This window comes from Janthinobacterium sp. Bl 1 (assembly GCF_058215535.1).
The window spans coordinates 3,298,607-3,319,415 of sequence record NZ_CM177086.1; the positions used below are offsets into that span (position 1 = coordinate 3,298,607).

General features: G+C 62.6%; 18 protein-coding genes and 1 tRNA gene. 9 read left to right on the top strand and 10 right to left on the bottom strand.

Annotation, left to right across the window (positions count from 1 at the left end; genetic code table 11):
* The first annotated feature begins 27 nt into the window (after nt 1–27).
* Nucleotides 28–1,440 carry an L-serine ammonia-lyase gene (locus tag AC4BCN_RS14680; protein WP_490491037.1) on the top strand — a complete coding sequence of 471 codons (1,413 nt, stop codon included), beginning with the start codon at nt 28–30 and terminating at the stop codon, nt 1,438–1,440.
* A gap of 156 nt (nt 1,441–1,596) precedes the next feature.
* Here the strand turns inward: AC4BCN_RS14680 and AC4BCN_RS14685 are convergent, their stop codons facing one another.
* Entirely contained in the window at nt 1,597–2,340 is a 744-nt protein-coding gene (locus AC4BCN_RS14685) for an AAA family ATPase (protein WP_490491038.1), read from the bottom strand.
* A 269-nt stretch (nt 2,341–2,609) separates the two neighbouring features.
* On the opposite strand from AC4BCN_RS14685, the gene thrC reads away from it, so the two are divergent.
* From thrC to moaD, 3 genes are read left to right on the top strand one after another with little or no spacing between them, the layout of a single operon-like run.
* Nucleotides 2,610–4,091 (top strand): threonine synthase, encoded by a 1,482-nt coding sequence (thrC, locus tag AC4BCN_RS14690; RefSeq protein ID WP_490491039.1) that lies wholly within the window; start codon nt 2,610–2,612, stop codon nt 4,089–4,091.
* Nucleotides 4,091–5,317 carry a molybdopterin molybdotransferase MoeA gene (locus AC4BCN_RS14695; protein WP_490491040.1) on the top strand — a complete coding sequence of 409 codons (1,227 nt, stop codon included), beginning with the start codon at nt 4,091–4,093 and terminating at the stop codon, nt 5,315–5,317. Before thrC ends, AC4BCN_RS14695 begins: the two co-directional genes overlap by 1 nt.
* A 10-nt stretch (nt 5,318–5,327) precedes the next feature.
* Complete coding sequence (gene moaD / locus AC4BCN_RS14700) at nt 5,328–5,582, top strand: molybdopterin converting factor subunit 1 (protein ID WP_139092810.1); 255 nt, start codon at nt 5,328–5,330, stop codon at nt 5,580–5,582.
* Between the two features lie 41 nt (nt 5,583–5,623).
* Here the strand turns inward: moaD and AC4BCN_RS14705 are convergent, their stop codons facing one another.
* Nucleotides 5,624–5,857, bottom strand: a complete 234-nt coding sequence (locus tag AC4BCN_RS14705; protein ID WP_139092809.1) for a hypothetical protein — start codon at nt 5,855–5,857, stop codon at nt 5,624–5,626.
* Between the two features lie 152 nt (nt 5,858–6,009).
* Between AC4BCN_RS14705 and AC4BCN_RS14710 the strand changes: the two genes are divergently transcribed.
* A complete protein-coding gene (locus AC4BCN_RS14710) occupies nt 6,010–7,266 on the top strand; it encodes a TIGR03862 family flavoprotein (protein WP_490491041.1) in 1,257 nt (418 codons plus the stop codon).
* Here AC4BCN_RS14710 and AC4BCN_RS14715 read toward each other — a convergent pair.
* The 6 genes from AC4BCN_RS14715 to hpnC form a co-directional block, all read right to left on the bottom strand.
* Entirely contained in the window at nt 7,253–8,059 is an 807-nt protein-coding gene (locus tag AC4BCN_RS14715; protein WP_490491042.1) for a head GIN domain-containing protein, read from the bottom strand. The genes AC4BCN_RS14710 and AC4BCN_RS14715 overlap by 14 nt on opposite strands.
* Before the next feature lie 10 nt (nt 8,060–8,069).
* On the bottom strand, nt 8,070–8,858 hold the full coding sequence (locus AC4BCN_RS14720) for a DUF1700 domain-containing protein (RefSeq protein WP_490491043.1): 789 nt from the start codon (nt 8,856–8,858) through the stop codon (nt 8,070–8,072).
* A gap of 28 nt (nt 8,859–8,886) precedes the next feature.
* Nucleotides 8,887–9,042: a hypothetical protein gene (locus AC4BCN_RS14725; protein ID WP_161781480.1), complete on the bottom strand. Its 156-nt coding sequence runs from the start codon at nt 9,040–9,042 to the stop codon at nt 8,887–8,889.
* Nucleotides 9,043–9,166: 124 nt separating this feature from the next.
* Nucleotides 9,167–10,540, bottom strand: coding sequence for a hydroxysqualene dehydroxylase HpnE (hpnE, locus tag AC4BCN_RS14730; RefSeq protein WP_490491044.1), 1,374 nt, complete (start codon nt 10,538–10,540; stop codon nt 9,167–9,169).
* Complete coding sequence (gene hpnD / locus AC4BCN_RS14735; protein WP_139092815.1) at nt 10,533–11,366, bottom strand: presqualene diphosphate synthase HpnD; 834 nt, start codon at nt 11,364–11,366, stop codon at nt 10,533–10,535. The genes hpnE and hpnD overlap by 8 nt, the downstream gene beginning before the upstream one ends.
* A gap of 46 nt (nt 11,367–11,412) precedes the next feature.
* On the bottom strand, nt 11,413–12,294 hold the full coding sequence (hpnC, locus tag AC4BCN_RS14740; RefSeq protein WP_490491045.1) for a squalene synthase HpnC: 882 nt from the start codon (nt 12,292–12,294) through the stop codon (nt 11,413–11,415).
* Nucleotides 12,295–12,582: 288 nt separating this feature from the next.
* Here hpnC and AC4BCN_RS14745 point away from each other — a divergent pair, with 288 nt between their 5' ends.
* From AC4BCN_RS14745 to AC4BCN_RS14755, 3 genes are all read left to right on the top strand, one after another.
* Nucleotides 12,583–13,746, top strand: a complete 1,164-nt coding sequence (locus AC4BCN_RS14745) for an efflux RND transporter periplasmic adaptor subunit (protein WP_490491046.1) — start codon at nt 12,583–12,585, stop codon at nt 13,744–13,746.
* Complete coding sequence (locus AC4BCN_RS14750; RefSeq protein ID WP_490491047.1) at nt 13,743–16,841, top strand: efflux RND transporter permease subunit; 3,099 nt, start codon at nt 13,743–13,745, stop codon at nt 16,839–16,841. Before AC4BCN_RS14745 ends, AC4BCN_RS14750 begins: the two co-directional genes overlap by 4 nt.
* 173 nt (nt 16,842–17,014) lie before the next feature.
* Nucleotides 17,015–17,097, top strand: a tRNA-Leu gene (locus AC4BCN_RS14755).
* A 59-nt stretch (nt 17,098–17,156) separates the two neighbouring features.
* On the opposite strand, the gene AC4BCN_RS14760 is transcribed toward AC4BCN_RS14755, so the two are convergent.
* Together AC4BCN_RS14760 and AC4BCN_RS14765 are read right to left on the bottom strand one after the other, a co-directional pair.
* Nucleotides 17,157–18,716: a hypothetical protein gene (locus tag AC4BCN_RS14760; RefSeq protein WP_490491048.1), complete on the bottom strand. Its 1,560-nt coding sequence runs from the start codon at nt 18,714–18,716 to the stop codon at nt 17,157–17,159.
* Nucleotides 18,679–18,861 (bottom strand): hypothetical protein, encoded by a 183-nt coding sequence (locus AC4BCN_RS14765; protein WP_139092802.1) that lies wholly within the window; start codon nt 18,859–18,861, stop codon nt 18,679–18,681. Before AC4BCN_RS14765 ends, AC4BCN_RS14760 begins: the two co-directional genes overlap by 38 nt.
* A gap of 600 nt (nt 18,862–19,461) precedes the next feature.
* On the opposite strand from AC4BCN_RS14765, the gene tig reads away from it, so the two are divergent.
* Entirely contained in the window at nt 19,462–20,802 is a 1,341-nt protein-coding gene (tig, locus tag AC4BCN_RS14770; protein WP_139092814.1) for a trigger factor, read from the top strand.
* Nucleotides 20,803–20,809 lie beyond the last annotated feature (7 nt).

Consider the following 20,809-nt stretch of genomic DNA (forward strand, 5'->3'; position numbering starts at 1 on the left):
AAAACATACTAAATAAAGAGACACTACATGGACATGAGCGTATTTGACCTGTTTAAAATCGGCATCGGGCCGTCGAGTTCCCATACCGTGGGACCGATCTTGGCGGCGCGGCGTTTTCTGGTCGAGTACGGTCCGCTGGACCAGGTAGTGGGCGTCGAGGCGGCCCTGTATGGCTCGCTGGCGCTGACGGGCGTGGGCCATGCGACGGACAAGGCCGTCATTCTTGGCTTGATGGGCGAAACGCCGCAAGACGTGGCGCCCGATGAAGTCGACAGCAAGCTGGCCGCCATCGAGGCGGCCGGCGAGATCGCCTTGCTGGGCACGCACGTGGTGCCATTCACGGCCGCCACGGGTCTGGTCTGGCACAAGAGCGAGTCCCTGCCCGAACACCCGAACGGCATGCGCTTCACCCTGAAACTGGCGGACGGCAGCCGTGTCGACAAGGTGTATTACTCGATCGGCGGCGGTTTTATCCGCGAAGCCGAGGAAGTTCAAACTGCGGCCCAGGCCGAAGCGGCCGTGGAATCGGCCGCCAGCGCGCGAGTCGTCTTCCCCTTCGACACGATGGAGCAGTTGCTGGCCCACGGCGTCGAAAGCGGCTTGTCGATCCCGGAAATGCTGCGCGCGAACGAGTGCGTCAAGCGCAGCGACGAGGAATTGAACGCGGGCCTGGACCGCATCTGGCACGTCATGCGCGACTGCATCGCGCACGGACTGGAAACGACGGGCAACCTGCCGGGCGGCTTGAACGTGAAGCGCCGCGCCGCGAAATTGTGGCGCTTGGCGCAGGAGGCGAAAGCGTCCGACAACCGCGCCAACGACTTGCCGCACGACGCCGTGCACCTGGTCAGCCTGTACGCGATGGCCGTCAACGAGGAAAACGCGGCCGGCGGGCGCGTGGTGACGGCGCCGACCAACGGCGCCGCCGGCATCATCCCGGCCGTGCTGCGCTACTACGCGCAGGATTGCCGCCCCAGCGACCCGGTGGGCGGCGTGCGCCGCTTCATGCTGACGGCCGCCGCCATCGGCATGCTGTGCAAGCGCAATGCGTCGATCTCGGGCGCCGAAGTGGGGTGCCAGGGCGAAGTGGGCGTCGCGTGCGCCATGGCGGCGGCCGGCCTCGTGGCGGCCCTGGGCGGCACGAACGAGCAAATCGAAAACGCGGCCGAAATCGGTATCGAACACCACCTGGGCATGACGTGCGACCCCATCGGCGGCCTGGTGCAGATCCCCTGCATTGAGCGCAATGGCATGGGCGCCGTGAAAGCCATCACTGCCGCCTCGCTGGCGCTGAAGGGCGACGGCACGCATTTCGTCAGCCTCGACGAAGTCATCGAAACCATGCGCCAGACGGGCGCGGACATGCAGGACAAGTACAAGGAAACGTCGCTGGGCGGCTTGGCCGTGCATGTCATCACGGTCAATCACGCCGCTTGCTGATGCGCCGGTGGTGTTGTCGGATTACGCGCTCACGCGCTAATCCGACCTACGGTGAGTGGCAATGTCGCAGATGGGCGTTGGACGGCGTAGGTCGGCGTAGGTCGGCTTAGCGCAAAGCGCGTAAGCCGACACCACCACGGTAATAAGCCGACACCCTCACTCCTCCTCAAACAACTGCTCCAGCCTGCGCGGGTAGTTATTCAAGAAATCGCGCGTCACTGCATAGTGTTCAGTGTCTTCATACGCCACTTCGTGGATGCCGCCGCCTGTAAACATCAAAATCTTCGCGTTCGGGTAGGCGAGCAAGATCGGCGAATGGGTGGCGATGATCAGCTGCGAGTCATCCTGCACCAACTGGTGGATCACGGACAATGCCGCCATTTGGCGGCTCGGCGACAGCGCCGCCTCGGGCTCGTCCAGCAGATACAAGCCCTTGCCTCGCAGCTTGTTGATCAGGGTCGCCATGAATGCTTCGCCGTGCGATTGCGCGTGCAGCGACTTGCCGCCGTAGCTGCCCAGGTACTCCTGTGGCATGTCGTCCATATAGGTGGCGACGTTGAAAAAGCTCTCAGCGCGCAGGAAATAGCTGTCCTCGGGCTTTTTATAGCTCTTGCTCAGGCGCAAGTGCGCGTGCAAGCCCGATTCCTCGTCCGACGGCAGGGCGATGCGCACGTTGCGTGTGCCGCCATCCTTGCCGAAGCCCAGCCCCACGGCCAGCGCTTCGAGCATGGTCGACTTGCCGCTGCCATTCTCTCCCACGAAAAACGTCACGTCGCGGTGGAAATCCATGTGCACGAAGTCGCGGATGGCGGGAATGGTGAACGGATAGTGATCGAGGTCGACGACGGCGTCGGAGCGCAGCGCGGCGCTTTGCAGATACGGTTTTTTACTCAGCGACATGGCCGGTTCTCGACTCCAATATTGATCATGGCAAGGATACTCAGCACAGTGTGACGTAAATCGCCGGCGCACGCCAGTGCGTACGCCAACCATGTTCGCCTGGCTTGATCTCATGCAATTATGGCTTGTTTGATAACATTCAAGCTCTCCAATTGTCACATCTTGATCAGGCTGGCGCCACGCGATTCGCCTTGGACGGCGGCTGGCACTATAATATCCGCTGCCATTCATGATCAACCGCACTCAGCTCAACTGGACTCTTCAAATTTATGCACTACGTGTCTACCCGCGCTGATAAAGCGCCATCGAATCAGCAGCAATTCTCCGACATCCTCCTGGGCGGCCTGGCCCCCGATGGCGGACTGTATCTCCCAGAACACTACCCGCAAGTCACTGGTGCCGAGCTCAACGCCTGGCGCACATTGTCGTATGCCGACCTGGCATTCGAAATCCTGAAGAAGTTCGCCACCGATATCCCGGCCGCGGACCTGAAGGCACTGACGGCGAAAACCTATACCAAGGCAGTCTACAAAAACGCCCGTGCCGGCGAAAACGCGGCCGACATCACGCCGCTGCGCGTGCTCGAAGAAAACGCCGTCAAGGGCGGATCGACCACCCTGATGCTGCAGGCACTGTCGAACGGCCCGACCCTGGCCTTCAAGGACATGGCCATGCAGTTGCTGGGCAATCTGTTTGAATACACCCTGGCCAAGACGGGCGCCGAACTCAATATCTTTGGCGCCACGTCGGGCGATACGGGCAGCGCGGCCGAATACGCGATGCGCGGCAAGAAGGGCATCCGCGTCTTCATGCTGTCGCCGCACAAGAAAATGAGCGCCTTCCAGACGGCGCAGATGTTCAGCCTGCAAGACCCGAACATTGTCAACATCGCCGTCGAAGGCGTGTTCGACGATTGCCAGGACATGGTCAAGGCCGTGTCGAACGATTTGCCGTTCAAGGCGAAACAGAAGATCGGCATCGTCAACTCCATCAACTGGGCGCGTGTCGTGGCGCAAGTCGTGTACTACTTCCGCGGCTACCTGGCGGCCACCACCAGCAACGAGCAAAAAGTGTCGTTCACGGTGCCGTCGGGCAACTTTGGCAATATCTGCGCCGGCCATATCGCCCGCATGATGGGCTTGCCGATCTCGAAACTGGTCGCGGCGACGAATGAAAACGACGTGCTCGACGAATTCTTCCGCACCGGCGTCTACCGCGTGCGCAAGTCGGCCGAAACGTACCACACAAGCAGCCCGTCCATGGACATCTCGAAAGCGTCGAACTTCGAGCGCTTCGTCTACGACCTCGTGGGCCGCGACAGCGACCGCGTGCGCGCCCTGTTCACGAAAGTGGAAACGCACGGCGGCTTCGACTTGTCCGGCAAGCCTGGCAGCGATGGCGACGAATTCAAGCTGGTGGCCAAGTACGGCTTCAAGTCGGGCAAGTCCACGCACCAGGACCGTCTCGACACCATCCGCGACGTGGCCGACGACTACGGCATCACCATCGACACGCACACGGCCGACGGCATCAAGGTGGCGCGCGAGCACCTGGAACCGAACGTGCCGATGATCGTGCTGGAAACGGCACTGGCGGCCAAATTCAACGAAACCATCCTCGAAGCGCTGGGCGTGGATGCGGAACGGCCAGCCGGCTTCGAGAACATCGAAGACTTGCCGCAAAAGTTCGTCGTGATGGATGCCGATGTCGAGAAAATGAAGGCGTATATCGCCGCCAATACGGGACTGTGATGACAGACGCCAGCACTGTACGCAAACCGATGCTGTCGGTGGCCGAGGCGCAAGCCTTCATGTTGGGCGCGGCGCGCCCGGTGGCCGACGTGGAGCTGGTCGACACCATGCGCGCCAACGGCCGCGTGCTGGCGGCCGCGCAAACGTCGACCCTGAACGTGCCCGAGCGCGACAATACGCAGATGGACGGCTACGCCGTGCGTGCCAGTGACTGCGCCAGCGGCGCGGCCAGCTTGCCCGTGTCGCAGCGCATCGCGGCCGGTCACGTGGGCCAGCCCTTGCAACCGGGGACGGCGGCGCGCATTTTCACGGGCGCCCTGATTCCGGAAGGCGCCGATTGCGTCGTCATGCAGGAGCAGTGCACGGTGGCGGATGGCGTGGTGACGGTCAACCACGTGCCGGCAGCGGGCGAATGGGTACGCCGCCAGGGCGAGGATATCCGCGCCGGCGGCGAAATCCTCGGTGCCGGCCGGCGCCTGCGCAGCCAGGAAATGGGCCTGGCCGCCTCGGTGGGCCTGGCGCAGCTGCCCGTGCTGCGCAAGCTGCGCGTGGCCGTATTTTTCACCGGCGACGAGCTGGCCATGCCCGGCGACCCCCTGGCGCCGGGTGCCGTCTACAACTCGAACCGTTTTACCTTGCGCGGCTTGCTGGAAAACCTCGGCTGCGAGATCACGGACCTGGGCATCGTGCCCGACAGCCTGGAAGCGACCAAGGCCGTGCTGCGCCAGGCGGCCCAGGGCAATGATCTGATCATCACCTCGGGCGGCGTGTCCGTGGGCGAGGAAGACCATATCAAGCCGGCCGTAGAAGCGGAAGGGCGCTTGAACATGTGGCAGATCGCCGTCAAGCCGGGCAAGCCGCTGGCGTTTGGCGAAGTGCGGGAGGCGTTCTTTGTCGGCTTGCCCGGTAATCCCGTCTCCAGCTTCGTCACGTTTTTGCTGTTCGTGCGCCCGTTTATTTTGCGCCTGCAAGGCGTGGCGGGGAACCTGGCGCCGCGCAGCTACAAGCTGCCGGCCGCGTTCGAGCGCCTGAAGGCGGACAAGCGCAACGAGTTCTTGCGCGCCAAAGTCAATGACGAGGGCGAGCTGGAACTGTTCGCCAACCAGAGTTCGGGCGTGCTGACGTCCACCGTGTGGGGCGATGGCTTGATCGATTGCCCGCCGGGGCTGTCGATTGCGCGCGGCGACATGCTGCGGTTTATCCCGTTTAACGAATTGCTGTACTGAGGAAGCATCGATGAAGATCAATCTGCGATTTTTTGCCAGCGTGCGCGAGCTGGTGGGCACCGGCCATGAAGTGCTGGAAGTGGCCGAGCCGCTGACGGTGGGCGCGGTGAGAGCGCTGCTGATCGCCCGCGGCGGCAACTGGGAGTATGTGCTGGCGCAGGGCCGCGCGCTGCGCATGGCCCACAACCAAGTGATGTGCGATGCCGACACCGTGATCGGTGACGGTGACGAGGTGGCGTTCTTCCCGCCCGTGACGGGCGGCTAAGAATCCCGCTTCCAGGAGACGGCCTCTGAAGTGGCCGTTTTTTATGACGACTTGGTTTTCGGTTTGTCGCCGCTGCACGTGGCGCAGGCGACGGCTTTCCGGTAGCGCCAGTATTTCGAGCCGATGAAGATGGCCGAGGCCACCAGCGACCAGGCCAGCGCGCTGAGGATGTCGGCCTGGCTGGTCGTGCCCTTGCTGTACTCGACCACCGTCAGGATGATGAATAAAATGGAGCTGGCCAGCAAATAGCGGGAAATCCAGAATCCTGCGCCCATGTGTTTCTCCTCTTGTCGTCTCGTTGTCTCGTGAAGTCAAAGCTGATCGTTGCAGCATGTCCGCGCAGTATGCATCATTTTTCGGCATTCTTGCCATCCCCATGCCTTATCTCGACTAAAATGCCGGGGTTTTCACCGTCTTCCAGCATGCCATGACCCATTCCAGCCTTCCTCCCTTTCACATCGCCGTCATCGGCGGCGGCCCCGCCGGCCTGATGGCCGCCCAGGCTGCGTCCGGCCTGGGAGCCAGGGTGGAACTGTTCGACGCCATGCCGTCCGTCGGCCGCAAATTCCTGCTGGCGGGGCGCGGCGGCATGAACATCACGCATGCGGAAGGCTACCAGCCCTTCGTCTCGCGCTACGGCAGGCAGGCGCACCGGGTGAAACCGGCGCTGGACCAGTTTGGCCCGCAAAAGGTGCGTGACTGGGTGCACAGCCTGGGCGTGGAGACCTTCGTCGGTTCCTCGAACCGCGTCTTCCCGACGGACATGAAGGCGGCGCCCTTGCTGCGCGCCTGGCTGCACCGCCTGCGCGAAGCGGGCGTGCAATTTCACATGCGCCACCGCTGGACGGGCTGGCAAGATGAGGATGGCCAGCTGGCGTTTGCCACGCCGGACGGCGAACGCCTGCGCGCCTTCGACGCCGTGATCCTGGCGCTCGGTGGCGGCAGCTGGGCGCGCCTGGGATCGGACGGCGCCTGGGTGCCGCTGCTGCAAGGGCAGGGTGTGGCCGTAGCAGCGCTGGCGCCGGCCAATTGCGGCTTCGACGTGGACTGGAGTGCGCATTTCAGCAGCCGCCATGCGGGCGAACCGCTGACGACGGTGGCCATCACGGCGCATGACATCGACGGCTTGCGGATCAAGCGCCAGGGACAGTTCGTCATCACGGCGGGGGGCGTCGAAGGCAGCCTGATTTATGCCTTGTCAGCGGCCTTGCGCGAGCAGATCGCGCGCGACGGCAGCGCCACCATCTGGCTCGACCTGGCGCCCGACCACACGCATGAACGCGTGTTCGAGGAAGTGACGCGTCCCCGTGGCGCCCGCTCCATGTCCAGCCACCTGAATAGCCGGCTGGGCATCAAGGGCGTGAAATCGGGCTTGCTGCGCGAATGCCTGAGCGCGGCCGACTTCGCCGACGAAGCGAAGCTGGCTGCCGCCATCAAGCTGCTGCCCGTCACGCTTGAGCGCCCGCGTCCCATCGATGAAGCCATCAGCAGCGCCGGCGGTGTGGTGTTCGACGGCATCGACGGCAGCATGCTGCGCGCCATGCCGGGCGTCTTCGTGGCGGGGGAAATGCTGGACTGGGAAGCGCCGACGGGCGGCTACCTGCTCACTGCCTGCCTGGCGCAAGGCAAGGCGGCCGGCGAGCAGGCGGTAGCGTGGCTGGAAGAGAAGGTCAATGCCAGGTGATATCGCCTGAGCCGCTCTTCTGAGTCTCGCGCTGGCGCGGGTTGCCGTGAACGTTAATGTCGCCGCTGCCGCGCAGGGTCAGGTTGGCGGCGTCGCGCACGAAGACGGTGCTTGTGCCCGAGCCTTGCAGGCTGACGCTGGCCTTGTCTGCGGCCAGGTGCTCGGCATCGATATCGCCTGAGCCGCTCAGGTCGGCCCGAAGGAATTTCGTGTTGCCGCTGGCGGCGATGCGCCCGGAGCCCACCATTTCCAGCACCACGCTGTCGCTGTTGCCGGCGTTGATGTCGAGGTCGCCGCTGCCGTTGACCGTCGCTTGTACCTGCTTGTAGCGTCCCGTGAAGCTGACGTCGCCCGACCCCGTCAATTCCAGGATAAAACTGTCGCCGGAAAATCCCGTGATCTTGCTGTCGCCATTGCCGTGCACGTCCACGCGCACGAGGGCGGGCAGCACCAGTTCCACCTGCAGCGGCTGGCGATGGTGGAACAGCATGCCTTTCGGGCCGATGTGCAGGGTCGTGCCATCCTGTGTCGTGTCGACGTTCGACAGCAAACGCTGCTCGCCGCTGACCTTCAGCGATGGCGTGGCGCCGCGGCGCAGCACCAGGTCGATGGGGCCGGCCAGGTCGATGCTGTTGATATTGGCGGCAATCGGGCGCGTTTCGCTGCGCACGGCGCGGCCGGCGGCGCTGCTGGGATTGCTGATACCCTTGGCGCGCAGCGCCGCATACGACATGGCGATCAGGACCAGTGCCAGCAAGAGCATGGACAGGCCAACTTTGAGCAAGCGTTTCATGGCAGCCTTTCTAGTGACCTTTGAGCAGGGAGACATTCATGGCGACATAGCGTTTGATACCGATCAAGGTATAGCGCGTGACCACCAGACTGAGCAGGAAGATGGCGATGCCGCCGAGCAGCATGCCCACGCCGAAGACGGTTTGCGTGGTGCGCGCATCGCGGTCCATGTCCGTGGAGATGCGGATGCCGCCGCCGGCCAGCGCTTCGGCCCGCTCCATCACGCGCGAGGAAGCGCCCGGTGCCTCGGGCTCGGACTCGGCTTTGACGGGGCCGGGCAGGTGATCGACTTCGATGCCTGCGTCGCCGATGGTGATGCGCGTTTCGCGCCGTTCGCCGCCTTCGCCGCCGTCATCGTCATGGATGAAGACATGGCGCAGCGGGCCGTCGAGCACCAGTTCGTTGGCACCGGACAAGCCGCTGGCCGTGATGGCGATGCCGGCCAGGTAAAAGCTCAGGCCGGTGGCATACAGGGCGGCCAGCAGGGCCGCGTACACGGCGGCAGGCACGACCATGAACAGGTTGAAAATGGCCAGGCCCACGAGCGAGACGAGCAGGCGCAGCAGGTTGACGGGGGTCTTCTTTTGCTCGAAAGCCTGGCGGTGGGTGCTGCTGCGCAAGGTGAGGGCGATTTTTTTCGGGTCGCCCAGGTCGTCGGCGATTTCTTGCTCGCTGCGGCCGGCCGCAGCGCCTTCGATGAAGGTCTGTTCGTAATAATCGAGGGTCTTGGCCACCAGGTCCGGTGGCAAGCCTTCCAGCGCGCGCCGCAGTGCGTCGAGATAATTTTGCTTGTTCATCATATTCTTCCTGTCTGTCCGCTTAGCCGCTTCAGCCCATTGCCGGCAGCAGCATGCTTGCCTGGCTCAGCAGCAATGGCGCATGGGATGCCTGCTGTACGCTGACAACGATCAAGGTGGCCAGTGCCACACAAGCGAGCAGCGCCACGGCTTTCAAGCTGTTTTTCAAGTGCAAGGTGGTGTGCATGGTATTTCCCGTGGCATGGACGTTGTCGATGATCAGACTGTACCCAAGCGCACGCGAGCGCACCAGCGCGGTGCGACAGAATGCAATTTCGCGGGGGCGAGCGACACCAGGGCAGGATGCACCGTCAAGGCCGCTTTGCCGCCTTGCCCGTCGAGGCGGCCCTGGCCGCCGCCACGCCGCTGCGTACGGCCGCCTCGATGGTGGCCGGATAATCTTGCGTCCGGTCATCATTGGCCGTGTAGTCGCCTGCCAGCAGCAAGCCCGGCACGTCGCTGGCGTTGCCGGGGCGGGCCAGGTCCGGCGTGCAGGCAAACGTGGCGCGCTTTTCCGTGATCAGCTGGGTCCAGGCAGGTTGCGCCAGTTCCGGGCGTTGCAGCACCTGCGCCAGCTGCGCGGCGATCGCTTGCGCCAGCGGTCCATGGCCTTGCTCGGCGGCAGCGCTTGACGCGCTGATGACGACGGCCAGCAAGCCCGCCTGATTGCTGTCGAGCTGGCCCCGGTCGAAGACGAACTGGCCCCAGTGCTGCCGCTCCGGCGCATCGACGAGGGCGTAGAAAGGCAAGTCCAGGCTTACCGAGGCGTCGTATTGCAGGTAGCAGGTGCTGATGGCTTCCGGCGTGAAAGCTTGCATGCGGCCAATAGCCTCGTCGAGGCGGGCGTCCTGCAAGCCCTGCAGCAGGCTGATGGCCTGCACGGACGAGGTGGCGATGATGACGGCGTCGTAAGTGCCGGTCTCATCAAGCTGCCAGCGGCCATCGGGCAGCGCTTGCAAGGCGTCGACCTTGGCGCCCGTGCGCACTGCGCCGCCATGCCGTTCCACATAGCGGGCGGCCGCGTCGGGCAACAGGCTACTCAAATCCGCTTTCGGGATCAGCATGTCGGATGCCCGTCGGCGCGATGCGCCCAGGCTGTCGCGCAGCACGTTGATGAAGACACGGGCCGAGGCGCGCTCGGGTGGCGTATTCAGTGCGGCCAAGCATAAGGGATACCACATCAGCCGGTTCAGGCGCTCCGTCTGGTCGAAGCGCTGCAGCAATTCGCTGACCGTGCAATCGTTGTATAGCTGCCAGCCCATCCAGCGCATGGCCGTGGAAAAACGCATCAGGGCCAGCTTGTCGGCGCGTAATAATCCCTTCGCGCGCAGCAGGGCCCACGCCAGGTGCAGCGGCGCGGGCAGGCGCGGCGCGATGAAATCCATGCCGCCCGAGTCCGCCGGATAGCGCATCTGCAGGGGCAGGGTGAGGATCAGTTCGCCAGGGTCTTGCCCCGCGAGCTTGATCAGGCGCAAGGTTTCCGTGTAGGCGCCCAGCAGGATGTGCTGGCCGTTGTCGAGCACTGTACTTTCGCGTTCGACCCGGCGCGCGCGTCCGCCCAGGGTGCGCGCCGCCTCGAACACAGTCACGGCGTGACCGGCGCGCGCCAGCTCCATGGCCGCCGCGCAGCCGGCCCAGCCGGCGCCGATGACGGCGTAGCGTTGCTTCACGGCCTGATCAGCCACGAACCCAGGTTTTCCAGGCCAGCCACAGTTTGCGGATCGGCGTGAGCGAAATGCGCTGTTTCAGCACATGGTAGCCGTCGCGCTCGACTTCGTTGAGCAAGGTGCGGTAGATGGCGGCCATGATCAGGCCCGGGCGCTGGGCGCGGCGGTCTTCCGCCGGCAGCAGGGCGAATGCTTCGTCGTAGGCCTTTTGCGCGCGCGCCACCTGGAAACGCATGAGGTTTTCAAAGTTCTCGCTGTGGCGCGCATTCAGCAGGTCGGCGGCCGTCACGTTGAATTGCTGCAATTCGCTGATCGGCAAATAGATGCGCCCCTTGCGCGCATCTTCGCCCACGTCGCGGATGATGTTGGTCAGCTGGAAAGCATGGCCAAGCTTTTCCGCGTACAGCAGGGTTTCCGGGCGGGTCGCACCAAAGATGCTGGCCGACAAGATACCGACCACGCTGGCCACATGCCAGCAATAGCGGCTCATGGCCTGGTAATCGAGGTAGCGGGTCTGGTTCAAGTCCATTTCCATGCCGTCGATGATGGCCTGCAAATGCTTTTCTTCCAGTTTATAGATGTCCAGATGCGGCTGCAGCGCGCGCATCACGGGATGCGTGGGGTTGCCCTCGTACATGGCCTTGACTTCCTTGCGCCACCAGACCAGCTTGGTGCGTGCCACGGCTTCGTCCGTGCATTCGTCGACCGTATCATCGACTTCGCGGCAGAACGCGTACAGGGCCGTGATGGCCTTGCGGCGCTCGGCCGGCAGGAACAGGAAGCTGTAGTAGAAGCTGGAGCCGCTCTGGGCGGCCTTTTGTTGGCAGTATTCGTCGGGAGACATAGTCAAAAGAGCAAGGGTTGCAGATCGAAGCCGCTATTCTATCGTCTTACAGAGTGGGCGACGGGGGAAAAGCCGTTTTTACTTGTGTCTCTTGATGCAAGCTTTTGCGCGACATGCGCAGGGCGCGCCAGAAAATGATCAGCCAATCGCGTTTCTCCAGCTTGGGACGGCGCCGGAACACGTCGTAATTGACGGCTTCGATGCACTCGAGAATGCGCAATCCCCCTTGCACCACCAGGCGCAGTTCCCAGCCTATGCGCCCGCGCAAACGCAGGGCCAGCGGCGCGCCGGACAGCATCAGCGCGCGCGCGCGGGCCACTTCGAAGCGCATCAGGGCGCTCCACTTGCCGTGCGCCTCGGGCCGCTCGAAGGCGGCGGCGGAGACGGCAAAGCGGCTCAAGTCTTCCATCGGCAGGTAGATGCGCTCTTTTTGCTGGTCGATGGCGACGTCTTGCAAGAAATTAATTAGTTGCAAAGCTGAACATATGGCATCGGAATCGCGTACATTCTGTTCATCGGCCGCGCCATACAGGTGCAGCATCAGCAGTCCCACGGGGTTGGCGGAGCGGCCGCAGTAATCGAGCAGGTCGTCGTAGCTCGCGTAGCGCGTCGTTTCCACATCCTGCTTGAAGGCCGATAACAGATCGTAAAACGGCTTCAGCGGCAGCTGATGTTTGGCAATGACAGCGGCCAGGCGCTCGAACATGGCGGCGTTTTCGCCGGCATGGCCTTCCTGGCGGTCGATGCGGCTCAGCGCTTCTTCGTAGGCGTGCAGGGCCACGAGGCGTTCGGCCGGCGTGGCGTCGCCTTCATCGGCCAGGTCGTCGGCGCTGCGGGCGAAGGCATAGATGGCTTCGACGGCGGGCACCAGGCGGCGCGGCAGTAAAAATGATGCAACAGGAAAATTTTCGTAATGGTCTACAGGCATGAACACACTTCTCTAGTCTTGCGTTTGTCCGGCACCCCAAATGCTGGAGTGTGGCCGGACGTTGTACGTCTCAAGATTAATGACGCAAAAGTCACTAAAAACTTTTACGCACGATTATAATTAATAACCAGAAAGTCAGTAGGCGAAGAATACTCCCCGTCACGACCAAGCTGATATTGTCACAAATTTAAGGATATCGCGTGCGAAAAAGTTTGGCTTGGCCCAAAGGACGAGCAAAAAGTTTCTCCGCATAAAAATATTGCAGCCCGCATAGTAAAGGAAAATACCTTGTTTGCCCTGAAAACCCTGCGCCGCGAGACCGGCGCATCCGCACTTCCCGCCCTGCGGCTGACTGCCGCCGCGGCCCTCGCGCTGACTCTGGCGGCCTGTTCCAAGCCTGCCGTCAAAGTGGAAGACGTGCGCCCCGTGCGCGCCATCGTGTTGTCTAGCAGTAATGTTGACGTCAGTGCCGAGCTGTCGGGCGAGGTCGTGCCCCGCGTCGTGTCGCAACTGGGTTTCCGCGTGGGCGGCAAGATCGTCGCGCGCAAGGTCGACGTGGGCGCCACCGTCAAGAAGGGGCAAGTGCTGATGCAGCTCGATCCCGTCGACTTGCAGCTGTCGCAGGCGCAGGCCAAGGCTTCGCTGGTCAGCGCGGAAACGAGCCGTGACCTGGCGCGCGCGGAATTGAAGCGCTACCAGGATTTGCGCGAGAAAAATTTCGTCAGCCAGGCCGTGCTTGATGGCAAGGATGCCGCCTACAAGGCGGCGCAGGCGAACGTGGAAGCGGCCCAGGCCCTGTACCGTGGCCAGGCCAACCAGTCCGGCTATGCCAGCCTGCTGGCCGACGTCGATGGCGTCGTCACGCGCATCGAGGCTGAAGTGGGGCAGGTGGTGGCGCCCGGCGCGCCCGTCGTGCAAGTGGCCAGGAGCGGCGAGAAGGAAGTCGTGATCGGTATTCCGGAAGACAAGGTCGAGACTTTGCGCGGCGTCAAGGATGTGGTCGTGCGCCTGTGGGCCGATCCGAAGCAGGCGCTGCCGGGCAAGATCCGCGAAGTGTCGCCCGTGGCCGATGCCGCCACGCGCACCTATATCGCCAAGGTCAGCATCCCGGACGCGCCGCAAGTGCGCCTGGGCATGACGGCCGTGGTGCAGTTCGCCTCGCAGACGGCTACGCCGCAGATCAAGGTGCCGTTGACGGCCCTGTTCAATGAAAAGTCGCAAAGTTCCGTCTGGGTGGTGGAAAACGGCGCCGTGAAGCTCGTGCCGGTGACGGTGGGCGGCGTGGCCGGCAATGAGTTGCTGCTGGCGTCGGGCGTGAAAGCGGGTCAGACGGTGGTCACGGCCGGCGTCAACCTGCTCAAGCCAGGCCAGAAAGTGACCATCCTCGGCGCCGACGTGGCCAGCAAGCCGGCTGCCGCCGCTGCCGCCGTCACCGTGGGTGCGGCCAAATGAAGGGCGGCTTCAATCTGTCGCGCTGGGCGCTCGAACACATCCCGCTGACGCGCTACCTGATGGCCGTGCTGCTGATCGGCGGCATGCTCAGCTATGCCAGCCTGGGCCAGGATGAAGATCCGCCGTTCACCTTCCGCGCTATGGTCTTGCAAGCGTATTGGCCCGGCGCCACGGCCTTGCAGATGGCCGAGCAGGTGACGGACAAGCTGGAAAAGAAACTGCAGGAAACGCCGTACATCGACGAGATCACCAGTTATTCGAAGCCGGGCGAAACCTTGATCCTGCTGGAATTGCGCGAATCGGCGCCGCCCAAGGAAACGGCGGCCGCCTGGTACCAGGTGCGCAAGAAGATCGGCGACATCCAGGGCACCTTGCCGTCTGGCGTCGTGGGCCCGTTCTTCAATGACGAGTTCGGCGACACGTACGGCTCCATCTTCGCCCTGTCCGGCGACGGTTTTACCTACGCGGAAATGAAGGATTACGCGGACAAGGTGCGTCAGGAGCTGCTGGCCGTGGGGCAGGTATCGAAGGTGGAACTGTTCGGCGTGCAGGATGAAAAGATCAATATCATCTTCTCGCACAAGAAATTTGCCCAGCTGGGCATCCCTTTCGACGCCATCGTGGAGCAACTGTCCGCGCAAAACAGCATCAACGCCACGGGCGTGCTGGTGACGCCGACCGATAATCTGCAAGTACGCGTGACGGGCGCCATGGTGACCGTCAAGGACCTGGAAAACCTGGAACTGCGCGCCAACGGCACCACTTTCCGGCTCGGTGACTTTGCCACGGTGAAACGCGAATTCGTCGATCCGCCGAAGGACAAGATGCGTTTCAACGGCAAGGAAGTGATCGGCCTGGGCGTGTCGATGGAAAAGGGCGGCAATATCATCGACATGGGCAAGGCCTTGCAGGCCACCGTTACGCGCATGAAGAGTGAATTGCCGGTCGGCATAGAATTGCAGCGCGTGTCGAACCAGCCGGAAGCCGTGTCCGCTTCCGTTGGCGAGTTCGTGCATACCCTGATCGAAGCCATTCTGATCGTGCTGGCCGTCAGCTTCGTCGCTCTGGGCTTGCACACGAAGCCGCTGCGCATCGACGTGCGGCCGGGCCTGGTGGTGGCGCTGACTATCCCGCTGGTGCTGGCCGTCACCTTCCTGTTCATGCGCCTGCTCGACATCGACTTGCACAAGATTTCGCTGGGTGCCCTGATCATCGCGCTGGGCTTGCTGGTCGACGACGCCATCATTGCCGTCGAGATGATGGTGCGCAAGATGGAAGAGGGCATGTCGCGTTTCGACGCGGCCACGTTCGCCTACACGTCGACGGCCATGCCCATGCTGACGGGCACCCTGATCACGGTGGCTGGCTTCTTGCCCATCGGCCTGGCCAAGTCGGCCGCCGGCGAATACACGTTTTCCTTGTTCTCCGTCAATGCGCTGGCCCTGATCATTTCGTGGGTGGTGGCCGTGGTGTTTACGCCGTACATCGGCTACATCTTGCTGAAAGTCAAACCGCATGCGCATAACGACCATGAATTGTTCGATACGCCGAACTTCCGCCGCTTCCGCCGCGCCGTCACCTGGTGCGTGGAATGGCGCAAGACGACGATTGCCGCCACCCTGGCCATCTTTGCGCTCGGTATTTACGGTTTCAACTTTATCGAAAAGCAATTCTTCCCCGATTCCAGCCGTCCCGAACTGATGGTGGAACTGTGGTCGCCCGAGGGCACGACGTTTGCCGCGAATGAAAAGCAGGTGAAGAAGTTTGAAGCGTTTGTGGGCAAGCTCGACGGCGTGGAAAGCGTGACCAGCTATGTGGGCACGGGCAGTCCCCGTTTCTATTTGCCGCTGGACCAGATCTTCCCGCAGACCAACGTGTCGCAAGTGGTGGTCTTGCCGAAGAGTCTGGCGGACCGCGAACGCTTGCGTCAGCAAATCGTCGACGTCTTCAAGAAGGATTTCCCGGAAGTGCGGGGCCGGGTCAAGCTGTTGCCGAATGGGCCACCGGTGCCGTATCCCGTGCAATTTCGCGTCTTGGGGCCGGAAGTGGCGGGTGTGCGGGCCATCGCCGACCAGGTCAAGGACATCATGCGCGCCAATCCGAACACCCTGGGCGTGAACGACAACTGGAATGAATCGGTGAAAGTGCTGCGCCTGGACCTGGACCAGGACAAGATGCGCGCGCTGGGCGTCACCTCGAAAACGGTGATGCAGGCGGCCAATACGATTCTGTCGGGCACGGTCATCGGCCAGTTCCGCGAGGACAACAAGCTGATCGACATCCAGGTGCGCCAGCCTCTGGAAGAGCGGGCGACGATTTCCGTGTTGAATGACACGAATATCCCGACGGCAACGGGCAAGTCCGTGCCCATTTCGCAGCTGGCCCGCGCGCATTTCGTGTGGGAGCCGGGTGTCGTCTGGCGCGACAAGCGCGCATGGGCCATTACCGTGCAGTCCGACGTGATCGATGGCATCCAGGGCGCGACCGTGTCGACGCAGCTGGCGCCGCAGCTGGACGCCTTGCGCGCCAAGTTGCCGTCCGGCTACCGCATCGTGGTGAAAGGCGTGGCGGCCGACAGCGGCGAGGCGGAAGCGTCGATCTCGGCGAACCTGCCGCTGGCCATCTTCATCATCTTCACCTTGCTGATGCTGCAGCTGCACAGTTTCTCGCGTGCCTTGCTGGTCTTCCTGACGGGGCCGCTGGGTGTGGCGGGCGCCGCCTTTGCCTTGCTGGCGCTGGGCCGGCCACTTGGTTTCGTGGCCAACCTGGGCATCATCGCGCTGTTCGGCATGATCATCCGCAACTCGGTGATCCTCGTCGACCAGATCGAGCAAGACATCAAGGATGGCTCTGCCCCGTGGGATGCCATCATCGATTCGGCCGTGCGCCGCTGCCGCCCCATCGTGCTGACGGCTGCCGCCGCGGCGCTGGCCATGATCCCGCTCTCGCGCTCCGTGTTCTGGGGGCCGATGGCGGTGGCCATCATGGGCGGCCTGATCCTGGCGACGGCCTTGACCTTGCTGTTCCTGCCGGCCCTGTATGCGGCCTGGTTCCGGGTCAAGAGGCCGGTGGAGGTCAGCGCAATCGAAGGTTAATAGCCAGCCCCAGGCCACTGGCATAAAAAAGGCGGCATTCCTCTGGGAAATCCAGTAGAATGCCGCCTTTGCTTTACCGAGCGCTTGCTCGTTTAGTCCATGGTAGCCAGATCGCTCCCGAGTTGTTAAAATCAGGAGCAGGCTGCAACAAGTAGCACAAAGTAGTACCAAATGCGGATGTGGTGGAATTGGTAGACACGCTGGTCTTAGAAGCCAGTGCTTCGGCTTGGGAGTTCGAGTCTCCCCATCCGCACCAATCCGGGTTGTTCCAGCCTGGATGTGCAGCGCTATCAAGATTTTCTCCAAAGCAGTCAATTAAGCGAGTGCGCCCAGTGCGCCCAGCTGCCGGCTCGACTGTTGCACCATCTGCGCAATCACTGCCTGCGCCTGCGGGTAGCCGTTCCTTTCCATTAATTTGTCATCTTCAGTCAGCGGCCACAGTGCCTGCAAGACGCGCTGCCGTGCCTGCGGCCAGTTGTGCTCGTGCGCCTGCGTTGAGGGCGGCAGTTCCTTGTTCAGCAGGTGCAGCGCCTCGCGCGTCATCGCCAGCTCTTGCTGCGCCTGCGCGGCCAAGGTGTCGCTGCGCGGTGGCGGCTGCTGCGCCAAATAAGTGTCGAGCTTGCGGCTCTGGCGCTCGTACAGGTCGAGCAGCAAATGCACGGTGGCGCCGCCTGGCCTCCGTTGAGTGTCGAGGGCGTCGAGCACATCGAGCAGCCAGTGCGTCATCTGCCGCCCGGCCAGTCCCAGTTCCGGCCAGGTCGTGCTTTGCAACTGTTCGCCCAGGTAGCGGGCGCGGTCGATGGCGCGCCGGCTGCCGCTCATGTGCTGGCCGATGGGGCCGTACAGGGGTGACAGCGCCGCCTCCTGTTGCTCGGCCAGCAGGCACAGCAAGGCCAGGTGGACATACACATGAAAGGCGGCCAGGGTGCGGTGGGCATCCCAATAGTGATTGCCCTCATCATCGGGCGCATTCCACAGCGAGCACACCTTGGCGCCATCCTCGCGCGCATAGTCGGGCGCCAGCAGGCTGTGGCCGTGGCGGAAGTCGTACAGTTTCTGGTGCAGCGACTCGTGCAGCAAGTGCTCGGCCAGCCACCAGGGATTGCCGATCAGTTCCTGGTTCAGGAACACGCTGCCATTGACGCGAAATTGCGAGCTGGACGCCTTGCCGCGCCACGTTCCCAGCTTGGGAAACAGGGCGACCAATTGCACGTGAGAAAGCGCGCTGGCCGTCAGGCGGGGCAGCAAGGTTTCCAGCAAGCCTAGCCCGCGGCGCAGCAGGGTCCGTTCCTGCGGCGTGGGCGTGGCCAGTGGCGCGCCGTAGTTATCGTCCATCACGGCAAGGAAGGCGCGTGCGTACGGCGTGCCTTCCTGCCAGGCATGCCATAGGTAGGTGTCGTTGTCCTGCGGCGGGTGCTCGCCGTAAAGACGCGCCATGTCGGGCAAGTGCGCCGTCAGCGGGCCGCCGGGCAGGCCCGCGTCCAGGTGTGCGCTGGCCGCCTGAAACAATGCCGCGCATTGCGGCAACGGCAAGCCGTACTCGTCGCCGAGGTGCAACTGGCGCATGGCGTGCTGGACGGCGCAGCGCAGCACCGTGTCGCCCAGCAGCTGGCGCTGGCGCGCCGGTGGCGCCCCATCAAGCAGGCTGGCCAGCCGCGCGGCTTCGGGCAGGGTGCTGCCCAGCTTGTGCAGGCGCCGCCGGTAGGCGATGGCCAGCTGGTCGCGGATATAGCCGCTGTCGCCAAAGGCGCGGTGGCTTGCCAGCGCCGTTTCCACGGCGGCCAGCACGTCCGCATCCGGTGGCGCGGCGCGCGGGGTAAGCGCAGCCACTGCCGGGTCAGACGACGGTGGGGTGGTCGTGGTCGTGGTGGCCATCGACGCGCGTGCGCAATTCCATTTCATCGACTTCCGTCTGGATTTTTTGCAGGTCGTCATCGGATACGCCGTCGAGCAGGCGGCTGAGGACCATTTGCAGCTTGGCTTTGGCGTTGCTGGAACTGCCGGGTGTGTTATCGCTCATGATGTTTTCTCCATTAAATTTACTTGGAGAGGGCTTGCGCGACTTAGGTTTGCCTGAAAAATGGCCAAATTGAGGTAAATCAAAGGTTTTTTGCCCGAAATCTTCGCTGTGAGCGCATTTCTTTGTTTCGGACGGGGCGCCAGTTCGCATATACTAATGAACGAAGCAGGCTGGAAAGCCTGTCTCTGGCGAAATAAAGAATGCCGGGGCAAGAGTAAAGACAGGGCACCCCCAGGCTGTGGCGACTCGTTCGCCGCCGCTGGTATCCTCTGTGGCCAGGCTGCAAAGCCAGCCACTTTCCCGAAGTCCTTTGTTATAATGCCACGCTTTACCGAATGATGGCCGGCCCTGCATTGACTTAGACGCATGGCTGGACGCTCGGAGCCCTGTCGCAGTACTGGAAGCGGCGGATTGTTTGGTGCCTGGTGCGGGTTTTCCCTCCGCCGGGTAGACCAGGTCCATCGTCCTGTTTTCAGTACTTTTACAGATGAATATGCGAGCGAGTGAAGCTGGACCCATGTCTTGCCGCCAGTGATGGCGCAAGGGGTCGGGTCTTCTTTTCTCGCACCAACAGTGTTTATTTTTTGGACGATTTTTTACATGGCAACTGCAGTCGAAACCTTGGGCAAACTCGAACGTCGTATCACGATCTCCTTCCCGCTGACGGACGTCCGCACGGAAGTTGAGAAGCGCCTGAAAGTGCAAGCCCGTACGGCTAAGGCACCGGGCTTCCGTCCGGGCAAAGTGCCGTTGAAAATGGTCGCAGCACAATACGGCTACCAAATTGAATCCGAAGTGCTGAATGACAAAGTCGGCCGCGCGTTCAACGACGCCGCCAACGAAAACAATCTGCGCGTGGCCGGTTTCCCGAACATCGTGCCGAAAGAAGAAGCAGCCGAAGGCCAGCTGGCTTTCGACGCAACGTTCGAAGTGTATCCGGAAGTCGCCATCGGCGACCTGACGGCCGTTGAAATCGAAACCGTGCAAGCCGACGTGTCGGAAGCCGAAATCGACAAGACCATCGACATCCTGCGCAAGCAGCGCGTGCACTTCCACACCAAGGGCGAAGCTGGCGAACACGGCGACGGCGGCGAGGCTATCGCTGCGAACGGCGACCGCGTGACCGTCGATTTCGTCGGCTCGATCGACGGCGTTGAATTCCCAGGCGGCAAAGCTGAAGGCTACGCTTTCGTGCTGGGCGAAGGCCGCATGCTGCCAGAATTCGAAGCAGCGACCCTGGGCCTGAAAGTTGGCGAAGCCAAGACGTTCCCATTGTCGTTCCCAGAGGACTACCATGGCAAGGACGTTGCCGGCAAAACCGCATCGTTCACCATTACCTTGCAAAAGCTGGAATGGGCGCACCTGCCGGAAGTCGATGCGGAATTCGCCAAGTCCCTGGGCGTTGCCGATGGCGACCTGGCCAAAATGCGCGAAGACATCAAAGTCAACCTGCAGCGCGAAGTCGCTGGCCGCGTGAAAGCACGCAACAAGGAAGCCGTCATGGACGCGCTGATCAAAGTTGCTGAGCTGGAAGTGCCAAAAACGCTGATCGCTCAAGATTCCGAGCGCCTGGCCGAAATGACCCGTCAAGACATGGCGCAGCGCGGCATGAACGTCAAGGACGTGCCTTTCCCAGCAGAATTGTTCGCAGAAAAAGCCGAGCGTCGCGTACGCCTGGGCCTGATCCTGTCGCAACTGGTGGGCGACAACAACCTGCAGGCAACGCCTGAGCAAGTCAAGGCGCAAATCGAAGATTTCGCCCAAAGCTACGAAGATCCACGCGAAGTGCTGAAGTACTACTACAGCGACCGTCGTCGTCTGGGTGAGATCGAAGCCCTTGTATTGGAAGAAAACGTCGTCACTTACGTGTTGGGCCTGTCGAAAGTCACGACGAAAGCAGTTGCTTTCGACGAACTGATGGGAAGCAACGCACAAGCGTAAACCAGTT